We start from the raw sequence: 25,839 nt of genomic DNA, 5'->3' as shown, positions 1-25,839 counted from the left end.
CCGAGTCGGCTCCAGTGCTCCTTAGATTATCTCTCCCATTGTCGTTCCCGCGAAGGCGGGAACCCATCTCCCATAAGAATAGACGGGATGCCGCGTCGGAGATGGATTAGCTTTGCTGAACTGCGTTTCCCGCCTTCGCGGGAATGACGCTTGAATTAGAACCGGGCGCGCACCCCGCCATAGAAGGCGCGCCGTTCGATGGGATAAAAGGCGACGCTGCCTTCATTCGCCACAGTCGCCGGATTGTCCGGCACATAGCGAACCACCGCGCTGATGTCGCCCACGGCCCGCTCGCCGGTCAGGTTGCGCGCATCGAGGAACAGGGTCAGCCCCTTCCGCACTTCCGCCTGCGCTCCCAGGTTCAGCGTCGCGTAATCGCCCACCCGCTTCGTGTTGGCATAGTCCACCCAGGCACCCTGCGGCAGCCACTCGACGGCGGGCGAAATGCTCAGCCGCTCCGTCCCCAGCTTCAGTTCCGCCCGATAGAAATGGCGCGGCACCACCGGCAGGCGGTTGTTCCCGAACTGCGCATCGCCCCGGAAGCGGAAATCGCTATATTGATAGACTTGCCGCAGCGTCGCCCAAGGCGTCAGCGTCAGGTCCAGTCCTGCCTCGACGCCCTGATGGCGCGTGCGGCCCGCATTGAAGGTCGCCGCCGGAATGGCGCTGTCGCCCGCGCCATATTGCAGCATCTCGCCGCGAAGATCGGCCCGGTAGATGCTGATGTCCCAACGGGCCATGCCCAGCGTCCCGCGAGTGCCGATCTCCGCTGTCCATGCCTTTTGCGGCTGGAGCGGGACGAAGCCGACGGCCAGCGTATCGAACTGCGTCTGGCCAAGCTCGATAAAGCCCGGCAATTCCACCGACCGGCTGTAGTTCGCATAGAATTGCACCGCCTGCGCCGGCTCCACGAGCAGCCCGAATTTCGGCGCAAAGGCGTCAAAGGACGCATCCCCGCTCCGCGCCGGAGCGAAGCGGTTGTCCAGCCGCCGCTCGCCATGGGTGTAGATGCCGCCCGCGATCAGCCAGAGCCCTGCAAGCGGCGCGATCCGCGCCTCGCCATAGCTGTTGATCGTCTGCGCCCGCGCCTTCTGATAGGATGTCGGCGCCCCCGCCCTGCCGTTCACATTGACGAACTGCCGGAACCGGCCCTGCCCGAAACGCGCCTGCGTGCCCAGCGTCAGCCCGACCGGCATCCCGCCAAGGTCACCAGCCAGGTCGAGGCTGGCAAAGACCCCGCGATCCTCCGATTTCTGGTCCACGACCTGATAGATCGGATGATCCAGCGCCTTGGCGTTATAATAGACGCCGAACGCCAGCTCCCCGCCATCCAGCGCCACCGTGGTGCGGTTCTGCAAGCGGATCGAATCGATGTTGCGTGCCTGATCGCCGGTAAAATTGCCCTTCGCCGGATGATCCAGCGCATCGCTTTCATTAAGCGCGCCGGGCAACTTCTGCCGGATCGTCTGCACGCTGGCATAGAAGCGCGTTTCGACCCGCTCACTGAGTTTCAGCCCGACATTGCCGTTGAAGCGCAGCGCCCTGCGCCGTCCATGGTCGCGGTCGCCGTCGGACCGGTCGGCGGTCACCGCGGCCCAGGCGTCGCCCCGCGCGCCGGCATGGCCATAGGCCGCCTTCGCCCGCAACGTGTCGAACGACCCGCCGTCGACCCGCATCTCCACGCCCGGCGCCGTGCGCCCGGTCGGCGTCACCGCATTGATCGCCCCGCCCAGCGTCGACCCGCCCAGCCGCAGCGCATTGCCGCCGCGATAGACCTCCAGATGCTGGAAGACCTGCGGGTCCAGTTCCTGGAAGTCGCCATTGTCGTCGGCCATGTTGATCGGGATGCCATCCTGCAACAGCGTCAGCCCGCGCATATGATAGCCGCGCGACAGGCCCGACCCGCGAATGGAGATGCGCACCTCCTGCCCGAAGCGCGGCTGGGTGTAGACGCCGGGCGAGAAGCTCAGCGCATCGCGCAGGGAGATGGCGAGCCTGTCCTCGAAATCCCCGGCCGACACCACGTCGACGCCGCCGGGGGTGCGGACGACTTTCGCCGCGGCTTCCTCCACCACGGGGCTGGCGGTGACGATGATCCGGCTCTGCTCGGCCTCCTCGGCCAAAGCGGGAGCGGACAGGGAACAGGCAAGCGCGCACAGCGAGACGCCGCGCGAAACGGAAAAGACTGGCATGAAATGATAACCTTACTGAAAAATCGCGGAAAATGGCGGATTTTCAGAAGGCGGGCGGCCCCGAGGAGGGCGGCGGCGGCGCGGCCAGCCGCGCGATCAGCCCTATCTTGAGCGCGAAGGCGATGGGCCCGAAACCAAGCTGCCAGGCGGGCAGGGGCAGATCGGCCAGAGCCAGCGGCGGAACCAGCGGCTGCACCGATGCGGCAAAGGGGCAATGCTGCTGCCCCGGCGCACCGTCGTCCGGACGATGCCGGCCCGACTCGCCATGCCGGTCGAAGGCGCCCCGGTCGACCACGACATTGACCGCGCCCTGCCCGGTGCAGAGCGTCACGACGACGCCCCGTTCGGTCCGCACCGGCATGAAGCCCGAAGGCGCGACAAGCTGGATCGCGAGGACGAGCAGGGCCAGCGCGGCCAGCAGGCCCCTTGCCGATTCCGATCGTCTGACTGCCCCCATCATGGCCCAGGCCCTAGCGGCGACGGCCTGCCCTGTCACTAGGACAAAAGGGCCAGGGGCCGCACACTCACCTTGACGTAAACGTAAAGCACCGTTACATCAGCCGGCATGGACAAACACACCAGTATCGCCGGTATCGAACTGCCCGATCACAGCGACCGGCAGTCTTATACCATCACCGACCTGTCGGAAGAATTCGGCGTCACCGCCCGCGCCCTGCGCTTCTACGAGGATGAAGGGCTGATCGCCCCGGAACGGCAGGGCCTCGCCCGCATCTATTCGCGCCGCGACCGCGCCCGCCTGGCCTGGATATTGCGCGGCAAGCGGGTCGGCTTCAGCCTGTCCGACATACGCGAGATGATCGACCTCTATGACGCCGACGAGGAGCATGAGGAACAGCGCCGCGTCACCATAGAAAAGTGCAGGGCGCGCATCGACCTGCTCACGCGGCAGAAGGACGACATCGACGCCGCCATAGCGGAACTCTCGCAGTTCGTGACCGTCCTCGACAGATAATCCCCCACCAGAACAGAACCGTCCGGAGAAGATCATGCCCAGCTATACCGCCCCCGTCCGCGACACCCGCTTCGTGCTCGATCACATCGTGGGGCTGGACCGCTACACCAACCTCCCCGGCTTCGAAAATGCGTCCGCGGACCTGGTCGACGCGATCCTGACCGAAGGCGGCAGGATCGCCGCCGAAGTCCTCTTCCCCCTGAACGCCGTGGGCGACAGGGAAGGCTGCACCCGCCACCCCGACGGCAGCGTCACCACCCCGACCGGCTTCAAGGCGGCCTATGACGCCTATGTCGAGGGCGGCTGGACCACGCTGCACGCACCGGCCGAATATGGCGGCCAGGGCCTGCCCCATGTCGTCGCCACGGCGGTCAGCGAATATATCCTCTCGGCCAATCACAGCTTCGAAATGTATCATGGCCTGACCAGCGGGGCCGTGGCCGCCCTGCTCGCCAAGGGTAGCGAGGAACAGAAGCGGAAATATCTGCCCAATATGGTGTCGGGCAAATGGACCGGGACGATGAACCTGACGGAGCCGCATGCCGGCACCGACCTTGGCCTCATCAAGACCAAGGCGGTTCCGAACGCCGACGGCAGCTACGCGATCAGCGGCACCAAGATCTTCATTTCCGCGGGCGAGCATGACCTTGCCGAAAACATCATCCACCTCGTCCTCGCCAAGACCCCCGGCGCGCCGGACAGCAGCAAGGGCATTTCGCTGTTCGTGGTGCCCAAGTTCCTGGTGAACGAGGATGGATCGCTGGGGCAGCGCAACGCGGTCTCCTGCGGATCGCTCGAACACAAGATGGGCATTCACGGCAACGCCACCTGCGTCATGAACTATGACGGGGCCACCGGATGGCTGGTGGGCGAGGAGAACAAGGGCCTGGCCGCCATGTTCATCATGATGAACGCCGCGCGGCTGGGCGTCGGCCTGCAGGGCCTGGGACAGGCGGAGATCGCCTATCAGAACGCCGCCCATTATGCCCATGACCGCCGTCAGGGCCGCGCCCTGACCGGCCCCAGGGACCTGGAGGAAAAGGCCGACACGCTGTTCGTCCATCCCGACGTCCGCCGCATGCTGATGGAGGCGAAGGCGCTGACCGAAGGGCTGCGCGCGCTGATGCTCTGGGGCGCGCTCCAGGTCGACCTTTCCCATCAGGCCGCCACCGAAGAGGAACGCCAGGCCGCCGACGATCTGGTGCAACTGCTGACCCCCGTGATCAAGGGCTATGGCACGGACAAGGGCTTCGACGTCACCGTCATGGCGCAGCAGGTGTTCGGCGGCCATGGCTACATCTGGGAAAATGGCGTCGAACAATATGTCCGCGACGTCCGCATCGCCCAGATCTACGAAGGCACCAACGGCGTGCAGGCGATGGATCTGGTCGGGCGCAAGCTGCCGATGAACGGCGGCCGCGCGCTTCAGGCCTTCCTGAAGGTCGTCGCGGATGAAGTGGCGCAGGCCAAGGGTGACGAGAAGCTCGCCGGCCTTGCCGAGGCACTGGAAAAGGCGAGCGGCCAGCTTGGCGCGGCGACCATGTGGCTGATGCAGAATGCGATGAAGAACCCCGACAATGCCGGGGCGGGGGCGGTGCACTATATGCACATATTGGGCATCGTTGCGACCGGCCTGATGTGGCTTCGCATGGGCAAGGCCGCAGCGGCCCTGCTGGCGGCGGGGGAAGGCGACGCGAAATTCCTGGAAGCCAAGCTGGTGACCGCCCGCTTCTTCGCGGAACGCATCATGCCCGACGCCGGCGCGCTCCGCCGCAAGATCGAGGGCGGCGCCGACAGCCTGATGGCGCTCGACCCGGATATGTTCCTGGCGGCCTGACCGCCGGGGCAGGCAAGGCGCTCCATCCGGCCCAAGCCGGACGGAGCGTCCCTGCGTTCAGGCGGCGAGGGGCAGTCGTTCGGCCGGACGCCGCGCCGCCGGGGCGGCAGGGCGGGCTTCGGCCCTGGCCAGTCCGGCGACATAGCGCTCGGCAACGACGACATCGCGGCGATAGGCGAAATATAGCGACAACAGGGAGAACATGGCGACCTCTTGATAAAAGGATTGCTGCGTTGCAGCATCGACGCCCATCTGGGGTCAGCGGGAAAAATCCGCAAATGCAATGGCTTCGAACGCGATTGCAGAAAGCTCATCCTCATGACCGCGCGCATCATGGCTGGATTTTGAGCGGCGCGATCCCGCTTGCAGGCCGATGCTCCCGCTTTCGGCAAACCGTCCCAGTCAATCCAGCGAAGGCGGAAAAGCCGCGCCCTGCCTTCGCAGGCGCCCGTCGCGCATAGCGCCCGCAACGGACCGTCCACCGCTGCCCTTCATCGCCACCGACCATTGACCCATTGCGCGCGGCGCGGCATGGGCCCATCAAACGGGACATGATGCAGCGAGCCGCTTCGTGAACGGGCCAGTGCCGGCAAGCCGCACGCTCGGCCTGCCCGCCTGCATTGCGCTGGTGATGGGCAACATGATCGGGTCCGGCGTGTTCCTGCTGCCCGCCTCGCTCGCGCCGTTCGGCTGGGATGCGGTGGCGGGCTGGATATTCACCATCGCCGGCTCCCTCCTCCTTGCCTATGTCATCGCCCGGCTGACGGTGCGGATGCCCGACGCCGGCGGCACGGCGCAGTTCATCACCCGCGCCTATGGCCCGTCCGCCGGCTTCGCGATCGGGTGGATATACTGGATTTCGGTGATCTTCACCAATGTCACCATCGCCGTCGCCGCCACCGCCAATCTCAGCAGCATCCTGCCCGCGCTGCACCGGCCCGGAATGGGGGCGCTCCTTTCCATCGGTTTCCTCTGGGCGACGACCGGCATCAACCTGGTCGGCGCGCGCGCCGTGGGCGCGACCCAACTCGCCACCACCGCGATCAAGCTGATCCCGATCGCGGTCGTCTTCGTCCTGCTCGCCCTGACCTTGGGCCATGGCCGGGCGCAGGTCGCGCCATTCCCCGCGCAAGGCTTCACCAGCGCCGGCATCACCGCCTCGGCCGCGCTGACGCTCTGGGCGCTGCTCGGCTTCGAATCGGCCAGCGTCGCCGCCGACAAGGTGCGCGATCCCGCCCGGACAATCCCGCGCGCCACGCTGATCGGCACGGCAGTCACCGGCCTCATCTACCTGCTGGTCTGCTCCGGCATCGCTCTCACCCTGCCGGCGGAGGAAAGCCGGTCCGGCTCCCCCTTCGCCGCCTTCGTCGCGCATTACTGGTCGCCCGGCCCGGCGGGACTCATCGCGGTCTTCGCCACGATCAGTTGCCTCGGGGCGCTCAATGGCTGGACATTGTTGCAGGGTGAAGTGCCGCTTGCCATGGCGCGGGGCGGCGAATTGCCGCGCTGGCTGGCCGGGACCAACGGTCGCGGCACGCCGGTCTGCGCGCTGCTGCTGTCCTGCCTGCTCGGAACGCTGATGCTGGTCGCCAACAGCCTGCAGGGGCTGGTGGCGCTGTTCACGGCGATGGCGCTGCTGTCGACCTCGGCCACGCTCTGGCTCTATGTCGGCTGCGCGCTGGCGGCGCTCAGGTTTCGGCTGGCGGTGCCCGCCGCTCTGCTGGGGCTGTGCTATGCGCTCTGGACATTATGGGGCGCGGGGCTGGTGCCCAGCGGAGCAAGCTTCCTGCTGATGGCGGGGGGATTTCCCTTTTACGCCTGGGCGCGGCGGGACCGAAAGTCCCTGCCCTGTCTCCACTCAGGCTGAGCCCGTCAAAGCCCTTCCCTTCTCCTCGAAGAAAGAAAAGCCTCTCCACCAGCTCGGGGCGAACGGAGGCAGGGAAGGCGTCCGACGGGTGGAGGGAAAATCAGTCCCCCCACAATTCCTTGAGCTTGCTGAAGAAGCCGGTCGATTGCGGGCATTCCTCGCCGGTTTCCGTCTCGCGAAAGGCTTCCAGCAGTTCGCGCTGCTTGGCGCTCAGCTTGGTCGGCGTCTCGACGTCGACCTGGATCACCAGATCGCCCTGCCCACGCCCGTTCAGCACAGGCATGCCCGCGCCGCGCTGGCGGATCTGCTTGCCCGACTGGATGCCGCTCGGAATCTTGATCTCATGCCGCCGGCCATCCAGCCCCGGCACCTCGATGACCCCACCCAGCGCGGCGGTCGTGAAGCTGACCGGCGCGCGCGCGAACAGGGTCGTGCCGTCCCGTTCGAAGATCGCATGCCGCTTCACATGCAGGAAGATGTAAAGATCGCCCGCAGGAGCCCCCCGCGCCCCCGCCTCGCCCTCACCCGACAGGCGGATGCGCGTGCCTTCGTCGACGCCGGCGGGGATGTTGACGGAAAGCGTCTTGGGCTTGTCCACCCGCCCTTCGCCCCGGCAGCTACGGCAGGGGCTTTCGATCACCTGACCCGCGCCATGGCAGGACGGGCAGGTCCGCTCGACCACGAAAAAGCCCTGCTGCGCCCGCACCTGGCCATGGCCATGGCAGGTGCCGCAGCTCTTGACCCCGGTGCCCGGCTGCGCGCCCGAGCCGTCGCAGCTTTCGCAAGGGGCCGAAACCTCGATCTCGATCTCGGTCTTCTTGCCATGATAGGCGTCGTCCAGCGTGATTTCCATGTCGTAGCGCAGGTCCGCCCCGCGCCGCTGCGCCTGCCGCCCGCCGCCGAAGCCGCCCGCCGCCTGACCGAAGATCGTCTCGAAAATATCGCCCAGGTCGGAAAAGCCGCCCGCGCCGCCGCGCCCGCCGCCGAAACCGCCGCCATTCTGGAACGCCGCATGGCCGAACCGGTCATAGGCCGCGCGCTTCTGCGGGTCCTTCAAACATTCATAGGCTTCCGAAACGGCCTTGAACTTGGCCTCGCTGTCGGTGCAGCCCCCGGTCTTGTCCGGGTGATATTTCATCGCCAGCTTGCGATAGGCGCTTTTGATCGTGGCGGCGTCCGCCGTGCGCTCGACTTCGAGCAGTTCGTAATAGTCGATTTCGGTGCTCATCTCGCCCCCGGCGTCCCTGCCCCGTCAAGGCCATAACAGTCCTGACGGGGCAAGCACATCAGCTTACGCCTTGTTATCGTCCACTTCGGAGAATTCGGCATCGACGACATCGTCATCCGCCTTCGGCGCGTCCGCGCCCGGAGCAGCCGCAGCCGCCTGCTCCTTCTCGTAAATGGCCTGCCCCAGCTTCATCGCGACCGTGGCGAGTTCCTGCGCCTTCGCCTTCATGGCTTCCGCATCGCCGCCCTCGACCGCAGACTTGGTGGCCGCGATCGCGGTCTCGATCTCCGACTTCAGGCCAGCATCGACCTTGTCGCCATGCTCGGAAAGCTGCTGCTCGGTGGTGTGGATCAGGCTTTCGGCATTGTTCTTCGCCTCGGCCGCCTCGCGCTTCTTCTTGTCTTCCTCGGCGAAGCGCTCGGCATCCTTGACCATCTGGTCGATGTCGGCGTCCGACAGGCCGCCCGAAGCCTGGATGCGGATCTGCTGTTCCTTGCCCGTGCCCTTGTCCTTGGCATGGACGTTGACCAGACCGTTGGCGTCGATGTCGAACGTCACCTCGATCTGCGGCACGCCGCGCGGCGCGGGCGGGATGCCGACCAGATCGAACTGGCCGAGCAGCTTGTTGTCCGCCGCCATCTCACGCTCGCCCTGGAACACGCGGATCGTCACCGCCTGCTGATTGTCGTCGGCGGTCGAATAGACCTGGCTCTTCTTGGCCGGGATGGTGGTGTTGCGGTCGATCATGCGGGTGAACACGCCGCCCAGCGTCTCGATGCCCAGCGACAGCGGAGTGACGTCCAGCAGCAGCACGTCCTTGACGTCGCCCTGCAACACGCCCGCCTGAATGGCGGCGCCCATGGCGACCACTTCGTCGGGGTTCACGCCGGTGTGCGGTTCCTTGCCGAAGAACTCCTTCACGGCCTCGCGCACCTTGGGCATGCGGGTCATGCCGCCGACCAGCACCACTTCGCTGATCTCGCTCGCGGAAACGCCGGCATCGGCCAGCGCCTTCTTGCAAGGCTCCATCGTCCGCTTGATGAGGTCGGCCACCAGCCGCTCCAGATCGGCGCGGGTGATGGTCTTGACCAGATGCTTCGGCCCATTCTGGTCAGCGGTGATGAAGGGCAGGTTGACTTCGGTCGACTGGGCCGAGGACAGTTCGATCTTCGCCTTTTCCGCCGCTTCCTTCAGGCGCTGCAAAGCCAGCTTGTCCTTGGTGAGGTCGATGCCTTCATCCTTCTGGAAGCCCGAAGCCAGGAACTCCACCAGCTTGGCGTCGAAATCCTCGCCGCCCAGGAAGGTATCGCCATTGGTCGACTTCACCTCGAACACGCCGTCGCCGATCTCCAGGATCGAGATGTCGAACGTGCCGCCGCCAAGGTCATAGACCGCGATGGTCTTGCCGTCCTGCTTCTCCAGCCCGTAGGCGAGCGCGGCCGCGGTCGGCTCGTTGATGATGCGCAGCACTTCCAGGCCCGCGATCTGGCCCGCATCCTTGGTCGCCTGACGCTGGGCGTCGTTGAAATAGGCGGGCACGGTGATGACCGCCTGCGTCACCGTCTCGCCCAGATAGCTCTCGGCGGTTTCCTTCATCTTCTGCAGGATGAAGGCGGAAATCTGCGAAGGCGAATAATCCTTGCCGCCGGCATTGACCCAGGCGTCGCCATTGGGACCCTTGGCGATGCTGTAGGGCACCAGCTCCATGTCCTTCTTGGTCATCGGATCGTCGAAGCGGCGGCCGATCAGGCGCTTCACGGCGAAGATGGTGTTGTCCGGATTGGTCACGGCCTGACGCTTGGCAGGCTGGCCGATCAGGCGCTCGCCGTCCTTGGTGAAGGCGACGATGGAGGGCGTCGTCCGCGCGCCTTCCGCATTTTCGATCACCTTGGGCTTGCCGCCGTCCATCACAGCGACACAGCTGTTGGTGGTGCCCAGGTCGATACCGATTACTTTTGCCATTGTGTCCTCTTTGAACCCCAAATCATATTCAGCGGTTGACGGCCCCATACCTCACGAAAGCGCCAAGGCAAGGGCGTTTGCGCAAGGGATATAGGCGTGCTTTCGCTTGGCACAAGAAGCTGTGACGATTACCTCCAGGAAACGATCGGAAACGGGACATTGAGGAAGCCTTTGCCCATGCGCGCATTTTACCCCCTAATCGCCCTTGCCGCCCCGCTTGCGCTCACGGCGTGCGGCGATCCCGCGCCCACCTATGTCGATCAGGCCTGGGTGCGGCTCAGCCCCAACAAGGACATGCCGTCCTCCGGCTATTTCATCGCCCATGGCGGCGATGCGGACACGGCGCTGCGCGGCGTGCTCACCGACTATGCGCTGAAGGTGGAGATGCACGAGAGCATGAGCGAGGGCGGCAGGATGACGATGAAGCCGCTCGACAGCGTCCCCATCCCCGCCAGGTCCACGGTCGCCTTCGCGCCGGGCGGCAAGCATCTGATGCTCTGGGGCGTCAACGACACGGCGATCGGCCGCGGCAGGATGACGCTCACCTTCCTGCTCGCCAATGGCGACCGCCTGCTGGTCGACGCCATCATCCAGAAGCCCGGCGCCGCCGCTCCCGTTCCCCCGCAAAAGGAGCATGAGGCGCATTGACCGGACGTCCGCTGACCGAGGCTGAAACCGCCCTGGCCCGGTCGGTGTTCGCCGCCGCCATCGATTATCGGCGGGTGCGGGTGCATGATCGCAAATGGTGGCCGTTCCAGCCGCGGCAAGTCACCATGGCGCCCGACGGCGACCTCTGGTTTCATCCGGAAAGCGGCCTGTTCTGCCCTGATTTCTGCGACAGCCCCCTGCACGTCCAGGGACATTTCATCCATGAAATGACCCATGTCTGGCAGGCGCAGCGGGGCGGCAGATGGTATCTGCCGCTGATGCGCCATCCCTTCTGCCGCTACGGCTATGAGATCGTGCCGGGAAAGCCGTTCCGCCGCTATGGCCTGGAGCAGCAGGCGGAGATCGTGCGGCATGCGTTCCTGTTGCGCCGCGGGGTTTCCGTGCACGGCAAGCCGCCGCTTCCGGTCTATGAGGCGCTGCTGCCCTTCGCCGGCCGGCAAGGGGTCGACGACGGACCGTGATTCGCGCCATGTTCCGGCGAAGGCGCTCCAGCGAGACGGGCGGCCCGGTGCGATGGACCGCCCGGCGACCCTCGCGCTTTCGAGAAGAAAAGCCCGGCGATCCTCGACCGCCGGGCAAAGGGGCATGGCTGGGAGCCGCCCTGAGGAAAGCCGCTCAGCCCTTCTTCTCGGGCGGCAGCGTGATCTTCACATTCTCGCCATTCTGGCCCGGAAAGCCGGTGAACATCGCATCGATCAGGTTCGGCACCAGATAGGTCAGCTTGTTGGAAAGCGACTGGGCCTGCGCCTTGCCCTCGAACAGGCGGCGATTGTCGGCGGCGCGGTCGATCTTCATGCTGAGGTCGCCGGTATAGACGGTGTAGCTGGTCACGTCATTATAACCGCCGGGCCCGAACAGCCACGGGTCATAGAAGCCATAGCCCCAGGGGCGGCCCCAGCGGCCCCGCCAGCCCCAACCGCCGTAGAAGAACGGGTCGGGATTGCCGAATCCGGTCGATCGCACCTTTTCGCGCCCATTGTCGACGCCATAGGCCACGCGCACGATCAGGTCGGCCCGCGCGGGATCGCCGGCGGCGACATAGCCGGTCTGCGTCAGACGCTGGCTGACGAGGTCGGCATAATGCGAAAATTCAAGGCCGCCCGCCAGGCGCGGATCGTCCGCGACAACGGTGAAGCTCTGGCCGGCGGGTGCGGGAAGCTGCTGAAAGCGCGCCACATCCGCCTTGAAGGAACTCGCGCAGCCTGACAGCGCCACAAGCGCCAAAGCGGGCGCCGCGAGGAAGCCGATCTTTTTGAAACGGGTCATTTTTCTTGCGTCCTGTACCAGGCACTTCGCCTGCCAAACATCTTGCGTCCTGCCATGGCAAAACGCAACTGAACATCGTTTGAACGCACGTAACGGGCGAACGGGCGCAAACCATGTCCTGCCATCCGTACGACGCCGCGGCATGGATTATTCCGTCACGAACCGGAAAGGGCCGCCGCTTTGGCGACCCCTGCGGCATCAGCGCATCAGTCCCATCGCGTCATAGGCCGCCCGCAAAGTGGGCGCGGCCGCCGCCGACGCCTTGGCCGCCCCCTTTTCGAGGATGGCGTCCAGCGCGGCGTCGTCGGTGCGCAATTCCATGAACCGCGCACGGATGGGGCGGAGCGTTTCCACCAGCAGTTCGCCCAGGGCCGGCTTGAACGCGCCGAAGCCCTTGCCGGCGAATTCGGCACAGACCGCGTCCACGCTCATGCCCGACAGCGTCGCATAGATGCCGAGAAGATTGTTCGCCTCCGGACGCCCGGCCAACCCCCCGGCATTGTCCGGCAGCGGTTCGGGATCGGTCTTGGCCTTCTTCACCTTCTGCATGATCGCATCGTCATCGTCGGTCAGGTTGATGCGGCTCATGTCGGACGGGTCGGACTTGGACATCTTCGCCGTGCCGTCGCGCAGCGACATGATGCGCGCCGATTCCCTGGGGATGATCGGATCGGGCAGGGTGAACAGCTCCACGCCGAAATCGGTGTTGAACTTCGTGGCGATGTCGCGGGCCAGCTCCAGATGCTGCTTCTGGTCCTCCCCCACCGGCACATGGGTGGCGTTATAGACCAGGATGTCGGCGGCCTGGAGCACCGGATAGACGAACAGGCCGATGGAGGCGCCCTCGCGGTCCTTGCCCACCTTGTCCTTGAACTGGGTCATGCGGTTGAGCCAGCCGATCCGCGCCGTGCCGTTCAGCAGCCAGCACAGTTCCGCATGGGCGGGCACCCGCGCCTGGTTGAAGAGGACGGAGCGGTCCGGGTCGATCCCGGCGGCGACCAGCGCGGCGGCCATGTCGCGGACATTGCGGATACGCTGCTCGCGCCCCTCATGCACGGTGATCGAATGCATGTCGGCCAGGAAGAAGAAGCACTGGCTCCCGCTGTCCATCTCGTCCTGCATCCGCACCCAGTTGCGGATCGCGCCCAGATAATTGCCCAGGTGCAGATTGCCGGTCGGCTGGATGCCGGAAAGGACGCGCATTCTTCTATCCGTTCTCTGTCTTGGTTGCACTTTTGCGCCGCATCAGCGCCTTCAGGTCCGAGAGCCGATAGGCGCCCGTAAGGAAGCAGGCCACCCCGTACAGCGCGATTCCCGCGCCGACAAGCACCGCCAGCGCCACATAGCGCTGGACCATCGCCCCGCCGAGCCATGGATCGAGCAGCCCTTCGCCGGCATGGAGCGCCCCGCCCATGGCGACCGCCGCCACGGCGAGGCGGGGCAGGCGCCGCCGCAACTGCCCGTCGGCGGCGAAATGGCCGCGCTTCACCAGCGTCGAATAGAGCATCGCCACATTGACGGTGGAGGACAGCGCCGTCGCCAGCGGCGGCCCGACATGGCCCAGCAGCGGGATCAGGACGATGTTCCCGACGATGTTGATGAGGATCGACAGCATCGCATAGCGGACCGGCGTCCTGGTGTCCCCGCGCGCATAATAGCCGGGCGTCAGCACCTTCACGAGGACATAGGATGGCAGGCCGATGGAAAAGGCGGACAGCGCCCAGCCGCAGCGCTCCGCATCCAGCGCGGTGAAGCGGCCATATTGGAACAGGCCCCGCACGATCGGTTCCGCCACGGTGATGAAGGCGACGGTCGCGGGCAGGGTCAGGAACAGCGCCAGTTCGATACCGCGGTTCTGCGTGTCCATGGCCACCTGCTCCTGGCCCGTCGACAGCAGGCGGGAAATGGTCGGCAGCAATATGGTGCCAAGGCCGATCCCGATCAGCCCCAGCGGCAACTGGTTCAGCCGGTCGGCATAATAGATATAGGTGATGGAGCCTGAGGCGAGCAGCCAGCCGGACAGGGCGGTGGAGATCAGCAGGTTGATCTGCGAAGCCCCGGCCCCCGCCGCCGCCGGCACGATCAGGCGGAGCAGTTCCTTCACATCCGCGTCCAGTCGCGGGCGCTTGAGCTTCATCGACACGCCCGCCCGGCGGCAGGCCCAGATCAGCCACAGCAATTGCAGCGCCCCGCCCACGGTGACGGAAATCGCCTGCACCCGCGCGGTTTCATATTCGTCGGCGCCGTGGAACAGCCACAGCCCCGCGATCATGGCGATGTTGAGCAGGATCGGCGCGGCGGCATTCACCCAGAATTTGTCGAGCGAATTCAATATGCCGCCCAGCAGGGAGGCAAGGCTGATCAGCGCCAGATAGGGCAAGGTGATCCGCGAGAGCGTCACCGCGAAGGCGAATTGCTCCGGCGTCGGGTTCTGGCGGGAAAAACCGCCGGAGAGCGCCCATGTGATCGGCCAGGCCGCCGCGATCAGCAGCGCGGTGAAGACGACCAGCACCGGCAGCAGCACGGCCAGCGCCCGCTCAGCGAAGCGATAGCCGTCCGCGACCCCACCCGGCCCCGCCGCCTTGCGGTTGAACATGGGGATGAAGGCGGCGGAAAAGGCGCCCTCGGCAAAGAGGGCGCGGAACATGTTGGGCAGGCGGAAGGCGACGCCGTTGAAGGCGTCCGACGCGAATCCCGCGCCGACATAGCGCGCCGCCAGCGAATCGCGGACAAGGGCCAGCACCCGGCTGGCGAGCGTCAGCCCGCCCACGGAACCAAGGGCCCTGGCGAGTTTCATGGCAAAACCCCTCCTCCCGTTCGCCCTTGGCTTGTCGAAGGGCTGCACTTCTTCATCGGAAGAAAGTGGAGGGCTTCGACACGCTCAGCCCGAACGGGGGGATGGATCATTCCCGGACTCAGGCGTGGCCCGCCGGCTCGCCTGCGGTCTGCGCCATGGCCTGCGCCTGCTGGACATAGAGGCCGCCGAAATCGATGGGATCGAGCAGCAGCGGCGGGAAGCCCCCGTCGCGGATCGCGTCGGCCAGCACGCGGCGGGCGAAGGGGAAGAGAAGGCGCGGCGCTTCGGCCAGCATGAAGGGCTGCATCTGGTCCTCGGGCACGTTCCGCATGCCGAAGATCGCGGCATAGACCAGTTCCACGGCAAAGGCGGTGCCCTGCGGCGCGGTGGCCTTGACCTCGATCTTCAGGGATACTTCGACGACTTCCTCGCCCACCTTGTCGGCGCCGATGTTGAACTGCACGTCGATCTGCGGCTGGTCCTGCCACTGATAGACGGCGGGCGCATTGGGGTTTTCGAAGGACATGTCCTTCACATATTGGCTGATCAGCGCGATCTGGGGGCCATTGTCGGCGCCATTGCCGGTGGTCTGAATGGTATCGGCTTCCTCGGCCATCTCATTTCCCTGGTTTTTACGGTTTGCCTGGCGGGCGGAATGTCCGCGCATGTCGATCCGCGCGCTTAGCAGGGGCGGCAGGAGGGGGCAATGCGGCACATGAAAAGCGGCCATTTGAATATGCGGGGAAACATGCCTATGTTGGTTGCGTTACAGTTTCAGATTCAGTCCAAAGGGTGCCTGACCCCGTGTATGTGATCGTCATCCTCGCCATGATTGCCGGCTTTCTGGCGTTGCGGCTTTATTCGGTGCTCGGCAAGCGGACCGGGCATGAGCAGGAGCCTGCGCTTCGCCCGGCGGAGGAACGCGCCAAGGTGACGATCGTGCAGCCGCGCCCGGTTCCGGAAATGGCGGGCGATTCGGTGCGGCTGTCGGACGGGCTGATCGCTCCCGGCGGCGAAGCGGGCGTCCGCGCGCTGATCGCGGCCGACCGCAGCTTCGACGTGCCCCAGTTCGTGGAGGGCGCCAAGGCCGCCTACAAGATGGTGCTGGAGGCGTTCTGGCGCGGCGACCGGCAGGAACTGGAATGGCTTTGCGATGCCGATGTTCTCGCCTCCTTCGAGGAAGCGATCGCGGCGCGGGAGGCGGAGGGCCATGTCCTCGACAACCGCTTGGTCCGCATGGAAAAGGTGCAGATCGTCGACGCGGGCGTCACGGGCCGCATGGCGGAGATTTCCCTGCGTTTCGAGGCGGACATCGCCGCCGTCACCCGCGACCGCGACGGCAATGTCGTCGCCGGTTCGCTGACCGACGCTGTCGGCACCAACGACATCTGGACCTTCACGCGCGATCTGCGCAGCACCGATCCCAACTGGAAGCTCAGCGAGACCGACGAGGCGGCATGAGCCTTCGTCAGTCGTGGGGCGCGCTGGCCGCGGCTTTGCTGCTGTCCGCTTGCGCCGGCGGCGTGATTCCGCCCGGCGCGGGTGGGCCTGCCCCCTCAAGGCCGCCTCGCGGCGCTGAGACCGCAACCCGCCCCGTTCCCGCCACCCCCCGTCCGCCCGTGCCGGTCACGCCTCCCGCGACCGCGCCGGCCGATACAGCCAATGCCGTCAGCGCCGGAATCGCCCCCGGCCCGGCCATCACCGACCTCATTCCGTCGGGCGAGCGTTCGCGCAAGGCGTTGCAGGCGTTCCGCCTCTCCTGCCCTTCGCTGATGCGGCGGGGCGACCAGAGCGGACTGACGCGCGGCACGGACTGGAACAGCGCCTGCGCCGCCGCGTCGAGCTGGCCGGAGGCGTCGGCCGGCGAATTTTTCGCCCGCTATTTCGAAGCGGTGCAGGTGGGCGACGGAAAGGCCTTCGTCACCGGCTATTATGAGCCGGAGATCGCGGGGTCGCGCACGCGGCAGCCGGGTTACGAGGTGCCGATCTACCGCCGCCCGCCCACGCTCATCGACGTCAATCTGGGCCAGTTCAGCGACAGCCTGAAGGGCAGGACCATTCGCGGCAAGGTGGACGGCAGCAATCTGGTGCCGTTCGACGAACGGTCGCAGATCGTTTCGGGGTCGCTCGCCGGCAAGGGGCTGGAACTGGCATGGGCCGCCGATCCGGTGGAATTCTTCTTCCTCCAGGTGCAGGGCAGCGGCCGCCTGCTGCTGCCCGACGGCGGCGTGATGCGGATCGGCTATGACGGGCAGAATGGCCGCGACTATACCGGCATCGGCAAGCTGATGAAGGATCGCGGCCTCATCCAGGCCGGGTCGATGCAGGACATCATGCAATATCTGCGCGCCCATCCGGCCGAGGGCGCGGCGATCATGAACGAGAACAAGAGCTTCGTCTTCTTCCGGGAACTGACCGGCGCCGGCCCGCTGGGCGCGATGGGCGTCGCCGTGACGCCCGAAGCGACGGTGGCGGCCGATCCCCGCTATGTGCCGCTGGGCGCGCCGGTGCTGCTCTCGCTGGACCGGGCAGAACCCAATGGCATCTGGATCGCGCAGGATACCGGCGGCGCGATCAAGGGCGCAAACCGCTTCGACAGCTTCTGGGGCGCTGGCAGCAATGCGCGCAGCATCGCGGGCGGCATGTCGGCGCGGGGCAGCGCGCTGATCCTGCTGCCGCTCGGGTCGGCGGCTCGCCTGGGTCAGCAGCCCTGACATCATGCTGCGATGCCCCGACGCGGTCTCACCTCCGATGAACAGGCGCTCTGGACGGCGCTGACCCGCTCCGTAAGGCCGCTGAGGCCGAGCGCGCGCATCTCTTCCCTTCCGACGCCGCCAACCCCCGCAAAGGACGGGACAGGGTTAACGGCTCCGTCCGTTCAGGCAGTCGCGACGGCCCCGGCGCGCACTCCCGCAGCCACTCTGGATTCGGGCTGGGAGCGCCGAATCCGTAGCGGAAATCTGACCCCCGACATGACCATAGACCTGCACGGCCACAGCCTGTCGGCGGCCCATTCGCAGCTTAACCAGGCGCTGGCCTCGGCCTGGGCAAGGGACGTGCGAATATTGCTGGTGGTCACCGGGAAACCGCCGAAAAGCCCCTCCGCCAGCGGCGGTTCGCGGCGGGGCGCCATCCGCGGCGAGATCGGTCACTGGCTGGAAACCAGCAGCTATGCCGACCGCATCGCCAGCGTGCGGATCGCGCATCGGCGCCATGGCGGCGACGGCGCGCTCTACGTCATCCTGCGGCGCAAAAAATAAGCCTTTCGGACTGATTCACTGACCTTTTCTTAACCACTGTCCTTCATATCCCACTGATCCAGTCCAACGCCGGACTGGCGGGGGTAGGGAGACTCATGCAGGGCGTGACATTGACGAGCCGCGCCACTGCCTTCGCCTGCGCCGCGGGGGCGCTGGTGTTCATCCTGTCCCTGGTCCTTGGGCAGGGGCAGGCGACCGACATGGACGGCATCGGCCGCTCCCTCATCATCGCGATCCTGTGCGGCACGCTCAGCTGGGCCTCCGCCCGCCGTACCGTGGCCACGACCGCCAGCGCCATCGACGGTGCGACCGAACGCCTGCTGGCGGCGGCCCATGGCGACCTGCAATCCGCCGTGCCGCGGGACATAGGCCGGGAATTGCCCGACCTGTCCGTGGCGATGGAAAGCCTGTTCAGCCAGGTCCGCACCAACCTGGACCATGTTCAGGCGCTCGCGCTGTTCGATCAGGTGACCGGCCTTCCCAACCGCGCCAGCTTCTGCCGGCAGGTCGAACGGCTGCTGGCGGAACGCAGCGAAGAAGGGCTTGCGGCCCTGTTCTTCATCGACCTGGACGGGTTCAAGGGCGTGAACGACACGCTGGGCCATGCGGCGGGCGACCAGTTGCTGGCGCGCGTTGCCGGCCGCCTGCGCGAAGTCGCCATGGCGCAGGCCAGCGCGGGCGCGGGCGATTGCCTGATCGGCCGCCTGGCGGGGGATGAATTCACCCTGTTCGTCCCCAGCATGCCCGATCTCGACACGGCCGGCCGCATTGCCCGCGCCATCCAGTTCGCGCTGCGCGAACGCTTCGACCTCGGTAGCCAGCATATCGACCTGGGCGCGTCCATCGGCGTCGCCTGCTATCCCGAACATGGCGACACGCTGCCCGCGCTGCTGCGATCGGCGGACATCGCCATGTATCATGCCAAGCATCAGGGCCGTAACCGGGCCGAGATGTTCACCACCGAACTGGCGCTGGAAGCCGCCGACCGCGCGGAGCTGGAGCGCGACCTGCTGCTGGGCCTGCAACGGGACGAGTTCCTCCTCGAATTCCAGCCGCAGATCGAAATTTCCAGCGGCCGGGCGATCGGCGCCGAAGCGCTGATCCGCTGGGTGCATCCGGAACGCGATCTGGTGATGCCCGGCTCCTTCGTGCCGATTGCGGAGGAAAGCGGCGCCATCGTGGCGCTGGGCGACTGGGTCATGAGCCGCGTGTGCGAAACGGCGGCGCGCTGGGCGCAGGCCGGGGTGAGGCAGCGGATCGCGATCAACATCTCCTCCCGCGAACTGGGGCAGGCCGACTTCTTCATGCGCCTGCGCCATGCGATAGACGCGCATCGGGCGCCGGCGATCATGCTGGAACTGGAGATCACGGAATCGCTCGCGATGGAGATGAAGTCGCGGACGCTGGACCAGATCCGCGCCCTGCGGCGCGACGGCGTGCGCATCGCCATCGACGATTTCGGGACCGGCTATTCCAACCTCTCGCGGCTGCGCGAACTGCCGGTCGACCGGGTGAAGATCGACCGTTCGCTCGTCCGCGACATCGCCGTTTCGGCCGAAGCGCGCACGATCTGCAGCGCCGTCGTCGGGCTGATCCAGGGACTGGGCATGGAAGTGGTGGTCGAGGGGGTGGAGACAGAGGCGCAGATGGAAATGCTGCGCGTGATCGGCTGCACGCTGTTCCAGGGCTATCATCTGGCCCGGCCCATGGGGGAGGAGGATTATCTCGCCCGCTTCGCCGCGCCCGCGCCGCTGGTCCGGCATCGCTCCGTCTGAAGCGGATGGCCATGCGCATCCCGCTCCTCATGGGGCGGGATTTCATTCCCTTCCGTCATGACCGGGTTCCTGCCCTTCGACAGGACCGGGACAGGCCGTTCCGCGCAACGCTCCAAGCTTTTGTTGGCGCATCCTTTTAAGCCCAAAACCGGTTCCCACTTTTGCGCACGATGCCCTAGCTCGCCAGCGCCTTCGCCGTAACCAGCCGGTAGATTTCGGTGAGGTCGCGCAGGTCGGCCAGCGCCACCGCCTCGTCCAGCTTGTGCATGGTGGCATTGTTGAGGCCGAATTCCACCACCGGGCACAGGCGCGAGAGGAAGCGCGCGTCGGACGTGCCGCCGGTGGTCGACAGGTCCGCCTCCACCCCCGTCACGTCCCGGATCGCGCCCGCGACCATGTCCGACAGCATGCCCGGCTCCGTCAGAAAGGGTTCGCCGCTGATCTTCGCTTCCACCCTGCCCCCTTCGGCCGCGGCGATGGCGGTGATGCGGTCGACCAGTTCCGCGCCGCCATGTTCATTGTTGAAACGGATCGAGATGCGCGCCTGCGCCGCGGCGGGGATGACGTTGGTCGTCGGATTGCCGACATCCAGATTGGTGATCTCGATATTGCTCGCCTGGAACCAGTCATTGCCCTCGTCCAGCACCAGCGCATCGATGGCGGACAGGATGCGGATCAGGCGCGGGATCGGATTGTCGGCCAGGTGCGGATAGGCGACATGGCCCTGCACGCCGTCGACATGGATCCACATGTTGACCGATCCGCGCCGGCCGATCTTGATGACGTCGCCCAACCGCTGCGAGGAGGTCGGCTCGCCCACCAGGCAAAGGTCGGGACGCAGCCCATGGGCGGCCATCCGCTCCATCAGTGCCAGCGTGCCATGCACAGCCGCGCCTTCCTCATCGCCGGTGATGATCAGGCTGATCGTGCCGGGCAGGTCTTCGGGCAGGTGGTGCAGGGCGGCGACATAGGCGGCGATGGCGCCCTTCATGTCGACGGCGCCGCGCCCATAGAGCAACTCGCCGCGCACCTCCGGCCGGAAGGGATCGCTCGCCCAGCCATTGCCCGGCGGGACCACATCCAGATGCCCGGCAAAGGCGAAATGCCTGCCCGGCCCCGTCGTCCGCCATGCCAGCAGATTTTCCACAGGGCCGTCCGGCGCCTCCCCCGCCAGGAAGCGGTCGACGGTAAAGCCCAGCGGCTTCAGCATCGCCTCCAGCACGGCGAAGACATCCCCCGTGGCCGGCGTGACGGAGGGACAGGCGATCAGCTTCTCGGCTATGTCGATCGGGTTTGCATCGGCGCTGGTCTTGTTCATGGGGTTGCGTTAGAGCATTTTGAAGCTGGCTGAAACAGGCGCGGCTCGCAAAATGCGGTGGCGCACAGCGCGCATTTTGAAGCTGGCGGGACCGCCGGCGCCGACGCCGGCAGGAGGATATGTCATGCCCAGGATCGACCTTGCCGCCATCGAACAGACCAATCGGACGGGCTATCCGCCCGAATATGCGGATGCGGTGGCGGGGCGATGGGTGCGCAGGCTGGGACCGGCGACCGGCCTTTCCGATTTCGGCATCAGCCATGTGGTTCTGAAGCCCGGCGCCGCATCCTCCCAACGGCACTGGCATGAGGATGAGGACGAATTCCTCGTCATGCTGAGCGGCGAAGCGATGCTGATCGAGGAAGGAAGCCGAACGGCGCTGCACGGCGGCGACATGGCCTCCTTCCCGAAGGGCGATCCCAATGGCCATCATCTGGTGAATGAAAGCGGCGAGGATTGCGCCTTCCTGGTCGTCGGGCGCGTTCCGCTGGGCGATGCGCATTATCCCGACATCGACATGCAATGGGTCGAGGGCAGCTACCGCCGCAAGAATGGAAGCAGTTTTTGAGGCTGGACCGGCGCGCATTGATGGCCGCGCTGGGCGCTGCGATGGCGGCTCCCGGGCTTTCGGCCGCGCCCCTTGCGGGCGTGGTGAAGCCGCCCCGGCTGCGCCCCGGCGACAGCGTGGGCCTGATCGAGCCGGCGGGCTTTACCGACGACAGCTTCGACCTCGATCTGGTCAAGGAAACGATCGTCGCCATGGGGCTGGTGCCCAGGCCCGCCCGGCATCTGGTCGAACGCTACGGCTATCTGGCCGGGACGGATGCCGACCGCGCAGCCGACGTCAACGCCATGTTCGCCGATCAGCAGTTGCGCGCCGTCTTCGCCACCCGGGGCGGATGGGGCTGCGCGCGCATCCTGCCCTATCTGGACTTCGCGAAGATCAGGGCCAATCCCAAGCTGCTGATCGGCTTTTCCGACATCACCGCGCTGCATCTCGCCTTCGCGGCGCGGGCCGGCTTCGTCACCATCCACGGGCCCAATGCGGCCAGCAGTTGGCCGCGCTTTTCCTGGGATGCCTTCCGCGCCGTCGCCTTCGATGGAGCAACGCCGCTGATGACCAATCCGGACGGGCATGAGGACCGGCTGGTGCAGCGCAGCGGGCGCATCCTGACCTTCCGGGGCGGAAAGGCCAGCGGGCGGCTGCTGGGCGGGAACCTGACCGTGCTCTCGACGCTGATGGGAACCCCGTGGCTGCCGGATTTCGACGGCGCGATCCTGTTCATCGAGGATGTGAGCGAGCAGCCCTATCGGATCGACCGGATGCTGACCCAATTGGCGCTGGCCGGCCTTCTGAGCAGGGTGGCGGGCGTGGTGTTCGGGCAATGCACCGATTGCGGTCCCAGCGGCGCCTCCTATGGCGGGTTCACCCTGGCGGAGGTGTTGCGGCAGCATCTGGCGCCCCTTGGCGTCCCCGCTTTCCAGGGCGCGCTGTTCGGGCATGTCGCCAGCCAGTTCAGCCTGCCGGTGGGCTGCCGGGCGGAAATCGACGCCGACGCGGGAACGATCCGCCTGCTGGAACCGGCGGTCCGCTAGGGAGCGTCGTGCAGAAAGGCCTGTCCCGACCCCGGCGAAGGGCGGGAACCGGTTTCCGCCTGAAAGCATGCGACGACAGGAACCCGTAGCGCGCGACCGGCGCCCGCTTCAACGCAGCGCCCCCTGAAGAACGGCCGACATGCAGTCGGGGTCAGTCCCTGTCGTCGGCGGGCCTGACATAGGCGCCGCGGCCATCGGGCGGGACGAGCGACCTGTCCTCGACTTTCAGGACAAGCGTTCGGAAGCCGGGCTCGGGCACCTCCTTCGTCCTTTCGGCAGTGAGGATGACGGCCCCGTCCCTCTCGGCCCACCGCCCCTCCGCGAACAGGTCCAGCGCGCCATAGACCAGATACCATTGGAAGCGGCCGTCCGGATGGAGCATCAGTTCGGACCCCGTCTCCATCACGCCGCGCAGATAATAATGCCCCGCCCGCTCGGAGGCTTGCGCCCAGGCCGGCCCGGCCAGGAAGGCCGCAAGGGGGAGGAGTGCCGTGAGGACGCGCATCCCACGATGCTATCGCAAGCGGCCTCGGCAGAACAGGCCTACCAGGCGCGGGGGCTGTGCCCGACGCGATGGGAGACCTGCTGCTCGATCTCGTTGAGCTGGGCCTGGCTGAGCACGCCGGAATGAAGCAGCTTGCGCATCAGTTCATCGACCAGCGCCGCGAGGAAGTGAAGCTCCGCCCGTTCGGACAGGGTGTCGTTGCTGTCGACCTGCATGGCTTGCTCTCCGCAAAAAGCTGAATCTTAAAGGGGAAAGCGGCAAGGCATAGAGCCGACCGCGCAGGGCATCCCTCATTGGAGGCGGCCCGGCGAATATGGTTAACGATGCAGCGGCATCGGGCCAGCCGCGCTGCCGCAAGAGCAGGAGCCCGGCTCAGGGCCAAGGTCAGGGCCAAGGTCAGGGAAGACGGCGCGCCGTCAGGATCGTCACCGGCCGCTCCAGCATCTGCCCCTTCATCACGCCCTCGCCGGCCGTGGGGGATTTGGGGGCGGCGAGGATCGTCTTCACGACATCCATTCCCTCGATCACATGGGCGAAGACGGCGAAGCCCTGATTGTCGCCCGCCGCTTCGGGATGCGCGTCCATGCCGGGCATCTTGCCCAGCACGATGAAGAAATCCCCGGTCGCGCTGCCGGGCGCATAGCGGGCCATGGAGAGCGCGCCATCATCATGGGTAAGGCCGGTCTGGCTGGTCGGCTCATGCTTGACCGGCGGCAGGATGCGCTTGGGATCGTTCTGCGCCCCGCCCTGCACGAAGCCATAGTCGGCCGAACCGACGCCGCGGTAGAAGCTGGCGCCGTCCAGCCGCTTCTGATCGACATAGCGCAGGAAATTCGCCGCCGTCGCCGGCGCCTGCGCCACATGCACCGCGATCAGGATGCGGCCCGCGCCGGTGTCGAGCGCAACCCGCACATCGGCAGGCGGCGGCGCAGCAGCAGGGCTCTGGGCAAGGGCGGGAGCAAGGGAGAAGAGGGCGGCCAGGAACAGGGCGAGTTGTCGGATCATGGCGCGAAGCCTAGAGCCAATCGACATTCAGCCCTGACGGCCAAATGACGCTTTTCCGTGCTTCCGGTGCTCACGTACCTTGAGTATGCTGCGCTCCGGGTCACGGAAAACCACCATTTTCGGCTCGTCATCATCTGAATGTCGATTGGCTCTAATCCAAAGCCGCCCGCCTGTCAGCCTTCCAACTGGCGCTGCAGGGCGCGGATGTCCGCGTCTATGTCCGGATTGCTCTGCCGCAATTCCTCGATCGTGCGCACCGCGTGGATCACGGTGCTATGGTCGCGCCCGCCGAAGATACGGCCGATCTCGGGCAGGGAACGCGGCGTCATCTTCTTGGCCAGATACATCGCCACCTGGCGCGGACGGGCGACCGCCCTCGCCCGGCGCTTGGAACGCATTTCCGCCGCGTCGATCTTGTAATGCGCGGCACAGGCCTTCTGGATCTCGTCGACGGTGATGCGGCGGGCATTGGCCCGCACCGCGTCCGCCAGCATCGCCTGCGCGAACTCCAGGTCGATCGATCGGCCGGTAAGCTGGCCATAGGCGATCAGCTTGTTGAAGGCGCCTTCCAACTCGCGCACATTGGAACGGATCGACCGCGCCAGGAAATCGACCACCGCGTCCGGAACCGGCGGGTCGCCCGCAATGGCGCGCTTGGCCTCCAGGATCGCGAGGCGCAGGTCGAGCCCGGCGGGACGGATGTCGGCCACCAGCCCGCCGGCCAGGCGCGAGAGGATGCGCGCATCGATCGCGTCCAGCATCTGCGGCGCACGGTCGGCGGTCACGACGATGCGGGCGCCCGAATCGATCAGGTCGTTGATCGTGTGAAGAAACTCTTCCTGCGTCGAACCCTTGCCGGCGATGAACTGGATGTCGTCGATCAGCAGCAGCCGCGCCGCGCGCAGCCGCGCCTTGAACATCATCGTTTCGTTCGCCCGCATCGCGTTCACGAATTCCATCATGAACCGCTCGGCCGACATGTAGAGCACGGGGGCCGAGGGCGAATGCGCGGAGAAGCCCTGGGCGATGGCATGGAGCAGATGGGTCTTGCCCTGCCCGGTGCCGCCATGGATGAAAAGCGGGCTGAAACGCGGCTGGCTCCTGCCCGCCATGGCCTGCGCGGCGGAGAAGGCGAGATGATTGGTCTCGCCGGTCACGAACTGGTCGAAGCTGTGGCGCGGCTGGAAATTGGATGCGGGGGCCTGATCGTCCGCCACCCCGCCGTCGTTCACGGCAAGGGCCTCGGCCGGCGGCAGTTCCAGAACCCGGGGGCCCACCGCATTGGGGGCGCGGCGCAGGCGCACCTCGCGCACGCCGGCGCCGGCGCAGCGCCATGCCATGCGCAGCCGATCCCCGAACTGGCCCGACACGAAATTGGCGGTGAAGTCGGAAGCGAACAACAGGTCCAGCGTCTGCGATTCGGGGCAATAATCGCCCAGTTGCGCGGCCTTCAGCCACTGGTCGAACATGCGCGCGCCGATGTCGCGGCGCAGCCCGGCGCGAATGGTCGCCCAGGCAGTCTCCAGGCGCGCATTCTGCTGCGTGTCGAGACCGCTCAAACTTCCAATCACTGCCGTAATATCCTTCAT

The 25,839-nt window shown here is 66.4% G+C and carries 25 protein-coding genes; 11 read left to right on the top strand and 14 right to left on the bottom strand.

Going from position 1 to position 25,839, the window contains the following annotated elements:
• Positions 1–155 precede the first annotated feature (155 nt).
• Both H5V43_RS00125 and H5V43_RS00120 read right to left on the bottom strand, forming a co-directional pair.
• Positions 156–2,192 carry a TonB-dependent receptor family protein gene (locus H5V43_RS00125; RefSeq protein ID WP_025548779.1) on the bottom strand — a complete coding sequence of 679 codons (2,037 nt, stop codon included), beginning with the start codon at positions 2,190–2,192 and terminating at the stop codon, positions 156–158.
• Between the two features lie 43 nt (positions 2,193–2,235).
• Entirely contained in the window at positions 2,236–2,652 is a 417-nt protein-coding gene (locus tag H5V43_RS00120; RefSeq protein ID WP_025548780.1) for a hypothetical protein, read from the bottom strand.
• Between the two features lie 105 nt (positions 2,653–2,757).
• On the opposite strand from H5V43_RS00120, the gene H5V43_RS00115 reads away from it, so the two are divergent.
• Positions 2,758–3,165 carry a MerR family transcriptional regulator gene (locus tag H5V43_RS00115; RefSeq protein WP_025548781.1) on the top strand — a complete coding sequence of 136 codons (408 nt, stop codon included), beginning with the start codon at positions 2,758–2,760 and terminating at the stop codon, positions 3,163–3,165.
• 34 nt (positions 3,166–3,199) lie between these two features.
• The gene (locus H5V43_RS00110; RefSeq protein WP_099186233.1) at positions 3,200–5,002 is read left to right on the top strand and encodes an acyl-CoA dehydrogenase C-terminal domain-containing protein; all 1,803 of its coding nucleotides are present in this window, start codon (positions 3,200–3,202) and stop codon (positions 5,000–5,002) included.
• Between the two features lie 57 nt (positions 5,003–5,059).
• Here H5V43_RS00110 and H5V43_RS00105 read toward each other — a convergent pair whose 3' ends face one another.
• Positions 5,060–5,206, bottom strand: a complete 147-nt coding sequence (locus H5V43_RS00105; RefSeq protein ID WP_165363328.1) for a hypothetical protein — start codon at positions 5,204–5,206, stop codon at positions 5,060–5,062.
• A gap of 367 nt (positions 5,207–5,573) precedes the next feature.
• Between H5V43_RS00105 and H5V43_RS00100 the strand changes: the two genes are divergently transcribed.
• Positions 5,574–6,869 (top strand): amino acid permease, encoded by a 1,296-nt coding sequence (locus H5V43_RS00100; protein ID WP_037482275.1) that lies wholly within the window; start codon positions 5,574–5,576, stop codon positions 6,867–6,869.
• A gap of 100 nt (positions 6,870–6,969) precedes the next feature.
• Here H5V43_RS00100 and dnaJ read toward each other — a convergent pair whose 3' ends face one another.
• Positions 6,970–8,097, bottom strand: a complete 1,128-nt coding sequence (gene dnaJ / locus H5V43_RS00095) for a molecular chaperone DnaJ (protein ID WP_044661628.1) — start codon at positions 8,095–8,097, stop codon at positions 6,970–6,972.
• 63 nt (positions 8,098–8,160) lie between these two features.
• Positions 8,161–10,059, bottom strand: a complete 1,899-nt coding sequence (gene dnaK, locus H5V43_RS00090; RefSeq protein WP_025551917.1) for a molecular chaperone DnaK — start codon at positions 10,057–10,059, stop codon at positions 8,161–8,163.
• A 177-nt stretch (positions 10,060–10,236) separates the two neighbouring features.
• Here dnaK and H5V43_RS00085 point away from each other — a divergent pair, with 177 nt between their 5' ends.
• Both H5V43_RS00085 and H5V43_RS00080 read left to right on the top strand, forming a co-directional pair.
• Positions 10,237–10,707: a copper chaperone PCu(A)C gene (locus tag H5V43_RS00085; protein ID WP_025551915.1), complete on the top strand. Its 471-nt coding sequence runs from the start codon at positions 10,237–10,239 to the stop codon at positions 10,705–10,707.
• Positions 10,704–11,189 carry a hypothetical protein gene (locus H5V43_RS00080; RefSeq protein ID WP_025551913.1) on the top strand — a complete coding sequence of 162 codons (486 nt, stop codon included), beginning with the start codon at positions 10,704–10,706 and terminating at the stop codon, positions 11,187–11,189. The genes H5V43_RS00085 and H5V43_RS00080 overlap by 4 nt, the downstream gene beginning before the upstream one ends.
• A 154-nt stretch (positions 11,190–11,343) precedes the next feature.
• Here the strand turns inward: H5V43_RS00080 and H5V43_RS00075 are convergent, their stop codons facing one another.
• From H5V43_RS00075 to secB, 4 genes are all read right to left on the bottom strand, one after another.
• Entirely contained in the window at positions 11,344–11,994 is a 651-nt protein-coding gene (locus H5V43_RS00075; RefSeq protein WP_025551911.1) for a DUF4136 domain-containing protein, read from the bottom strand.
• 198 nt (positions 11,995–12,192) lie between these two features.
• Positions 12,193–13,197: a tryptophan--tRNA ligase gene (trpS, locus tag H5V43_RS00070; RefSeq protein WP_025551910.1), complete on the bottom strand. Its 1,005-nt coding sequence runs from the start codon at positions 13,195–13,197 to the stop codon at positions 12,193–12,195.
• 4 nt (positions 13,198–13,201) lie between these two features.
• Entirely contained in the window at positions 13,202–14,791 is a 1,590-nt protein-coding gene (murJ, locus tag H5V43_RS00065) for a murein biosynthesis integral membrane protein MurJ (RefSeq protein ID WP_025551908.1), read from the bottom strand.
• Positions 14,792–14,909: 118 nt separating this feature from the next.
• Positions 14,910–15,407, bottom strand: a complete 498-nt coding sequence (secB, locus tag H5V43_RS00060) for a protein-export chaperone SecB (RefSeq protein WP_025551907.1) — start codon at positions 15,405–15,407, stop codon at positions 14,910–14,912.
• 188 nt (positions 15,408–15,595) lie between these two features.
• Between secB and H5V43_RS00055 the strand changes: the two genes are divergently transcribed.
• The 4 genes from H5V43_RS00055 (at position 15,596) to H5V43_RS00040 (ending at position 19,826) form a co-directional block, all read left to right on the top strand.
• A complete protein-coding gene (locus H5V43_RS00055) occupies positions 15,596–16,252 on the top strand; it encodes a Tim44/TimA family putative adaptor protein (RefSeq protein ID WP_044661622.1) in 657 nt (218 codons plus the stop codon).
• Positions 16,249–17,505 (top strand): murein transglycosylase A, encoded by a 1,257-nt coding sequence (gene mltA, locus H5V43_RS00050; RefSeq protein WP_099186234.1) that lies wholly within the window; start codon positions 16,249–16,251, stop codon positions 17,503–17,505. Before H5V43_RS00055 ends, mltA begins: the two co-directional genes overlap by 4 nt.
• A 12-nt stretch (positions 17,506–17,517) precedes the next feature.
• On the top strand, positions 17,518–18,051 hold the full coding sequence (locus H5V43_RS00045) for a Smr/MutS family protein (RefSeq protein ID WP_025552006.1): 534 nt from the start codon (positions 17,518–17,520) through the stop codon (positions 18,049–18,051).
• A 95-nt stretch (positions 18,052–18,146) separates the two neighbouring features.
• The gene (locus H5V43_RS00040) at positions 18,147–19,826 is read left to right on the top strand and encodes a putative bifunctional diguanylate cyclase/phosphodiesterase (RefSeq protein WP_044661619.1); all 1,680 of its coding nucleotides are present in this window, start codon (positions 18,147–18,149) and stop codon (positions 19,824–19,826) included.
• 175 nt (positions 19,827–20,001) lie between these two features.
• Here H5V43_RS00040 and dapE read toward each other — a convergent pair whose 3' ends face one another.
• A complete protein-coding gene (gene dapE / locus H5V43_RS00035) occupies positions 20,002–21,144 on the bottom strand; it encodes a succinyl-diaminopimelate desuccinylase (protein ID WP_025552008.1) in 1,143 nt (380 codons plus the stop codon).
• Between the two features lie 124 nt (positions 21,145–21,268).
• Between dapE and H5V43_RS00030 the strand changes: the two genes are divergently transcribed.
• Together H5V43_RS00030 and H5V43_RS00025 are read left to right on the top strand one after the other, a co-directional pair.
• Entirely contained in the window at positions 21,269–21,712 is a 444-nt protein-coding gene (locus H5V43_RS00030; RefSeq protein ID WP_025552009.1) for a cupin domain-containing protein, read from the top strand.
• A 20-nt stretch (positions 21,713–21,732) separates the two neighbouring features.
• Positions 21,733–22,740 carry a S66 peptidase family protein gene (locus H5V43_RS00025; RefSeq protein ID WP_037484262.1) on the top strand — a complete coding sequence of 336 codons (1,008 nt, stop codon included), beginning with the start codon at positions 21,733–21,735 and terminating at the stop codon, positions 22,738–22,740.
• A 151-nt stretch (positions 22,741–22,891) separates the two neighbouring features.
• Here the strand turns inward: H5V43_RS00025 and H5V43_RS00020 are convergent, their stop codons facing one another.
• The 4 genes from H5V43_RS00020 to dnaA form a co-directional block, all read right to left on the bottom strand.
• Positions 22,892–23,245, bottom strand: a complete 354-nt coding sequence (locus tag H5V43_RS00020) for a hypothetical protein (RefSeq protein WP_025552012.1) — start codon at positions 23,243–23,245, stop codon at positions 22,892–22,894.
• Between the two features lie 38 nt (positions 23,246–23,283).
• Positions 23,284–23,460, bottom strand: a complete 177-nt coding sequence (locus H5V43_RS00015; RefSeq protein WP_165363329.1) for a hypothetical protein — start codon at positions 23,458–23,460, stop codon at positions 23,284–23,286.
• A 181-nt stretch (positions 23,461–23,641) separates the two neighbouring features.
• The gene (locus H5V43_RS00010) at positions 23,642–24,250 is read right to left on the bottom strand and encodes a peptidylprolyl isomerase (protein ID WP_099186235.1); all 609 of its coding nucleotides are present in this window, start codon (positions 24,248–24,250) and stop codon (positions 23,642–23,644) included.
• Positions 24,251–24,423: 173 nt separating this feature from the next.
• Positions 24,424–25,839: a chromosomal replication initiator protein DnaA gene (gene dnaA / locus H5V43_RS00005; protein WP_025551638.1), complete on the bottom strand. Its 1,416-nt coding sequence runs from the start codon at positions 25,837–25,839 to the stop codon at positions 24,424–24,426.

It is taken from the genome of Sphingobium fuliginis, from assembly GCF_015074805.1.
GTDB lineage: Bacteria > Pseudomonadota > Alphaproteobacteria > Sphingomonadales > Sphingomonadaceae > Sphingobium > Sphingobium fuliginis.
This window is presented reverse-complemented; position numbering and strand designations above follow the sequence as displayed.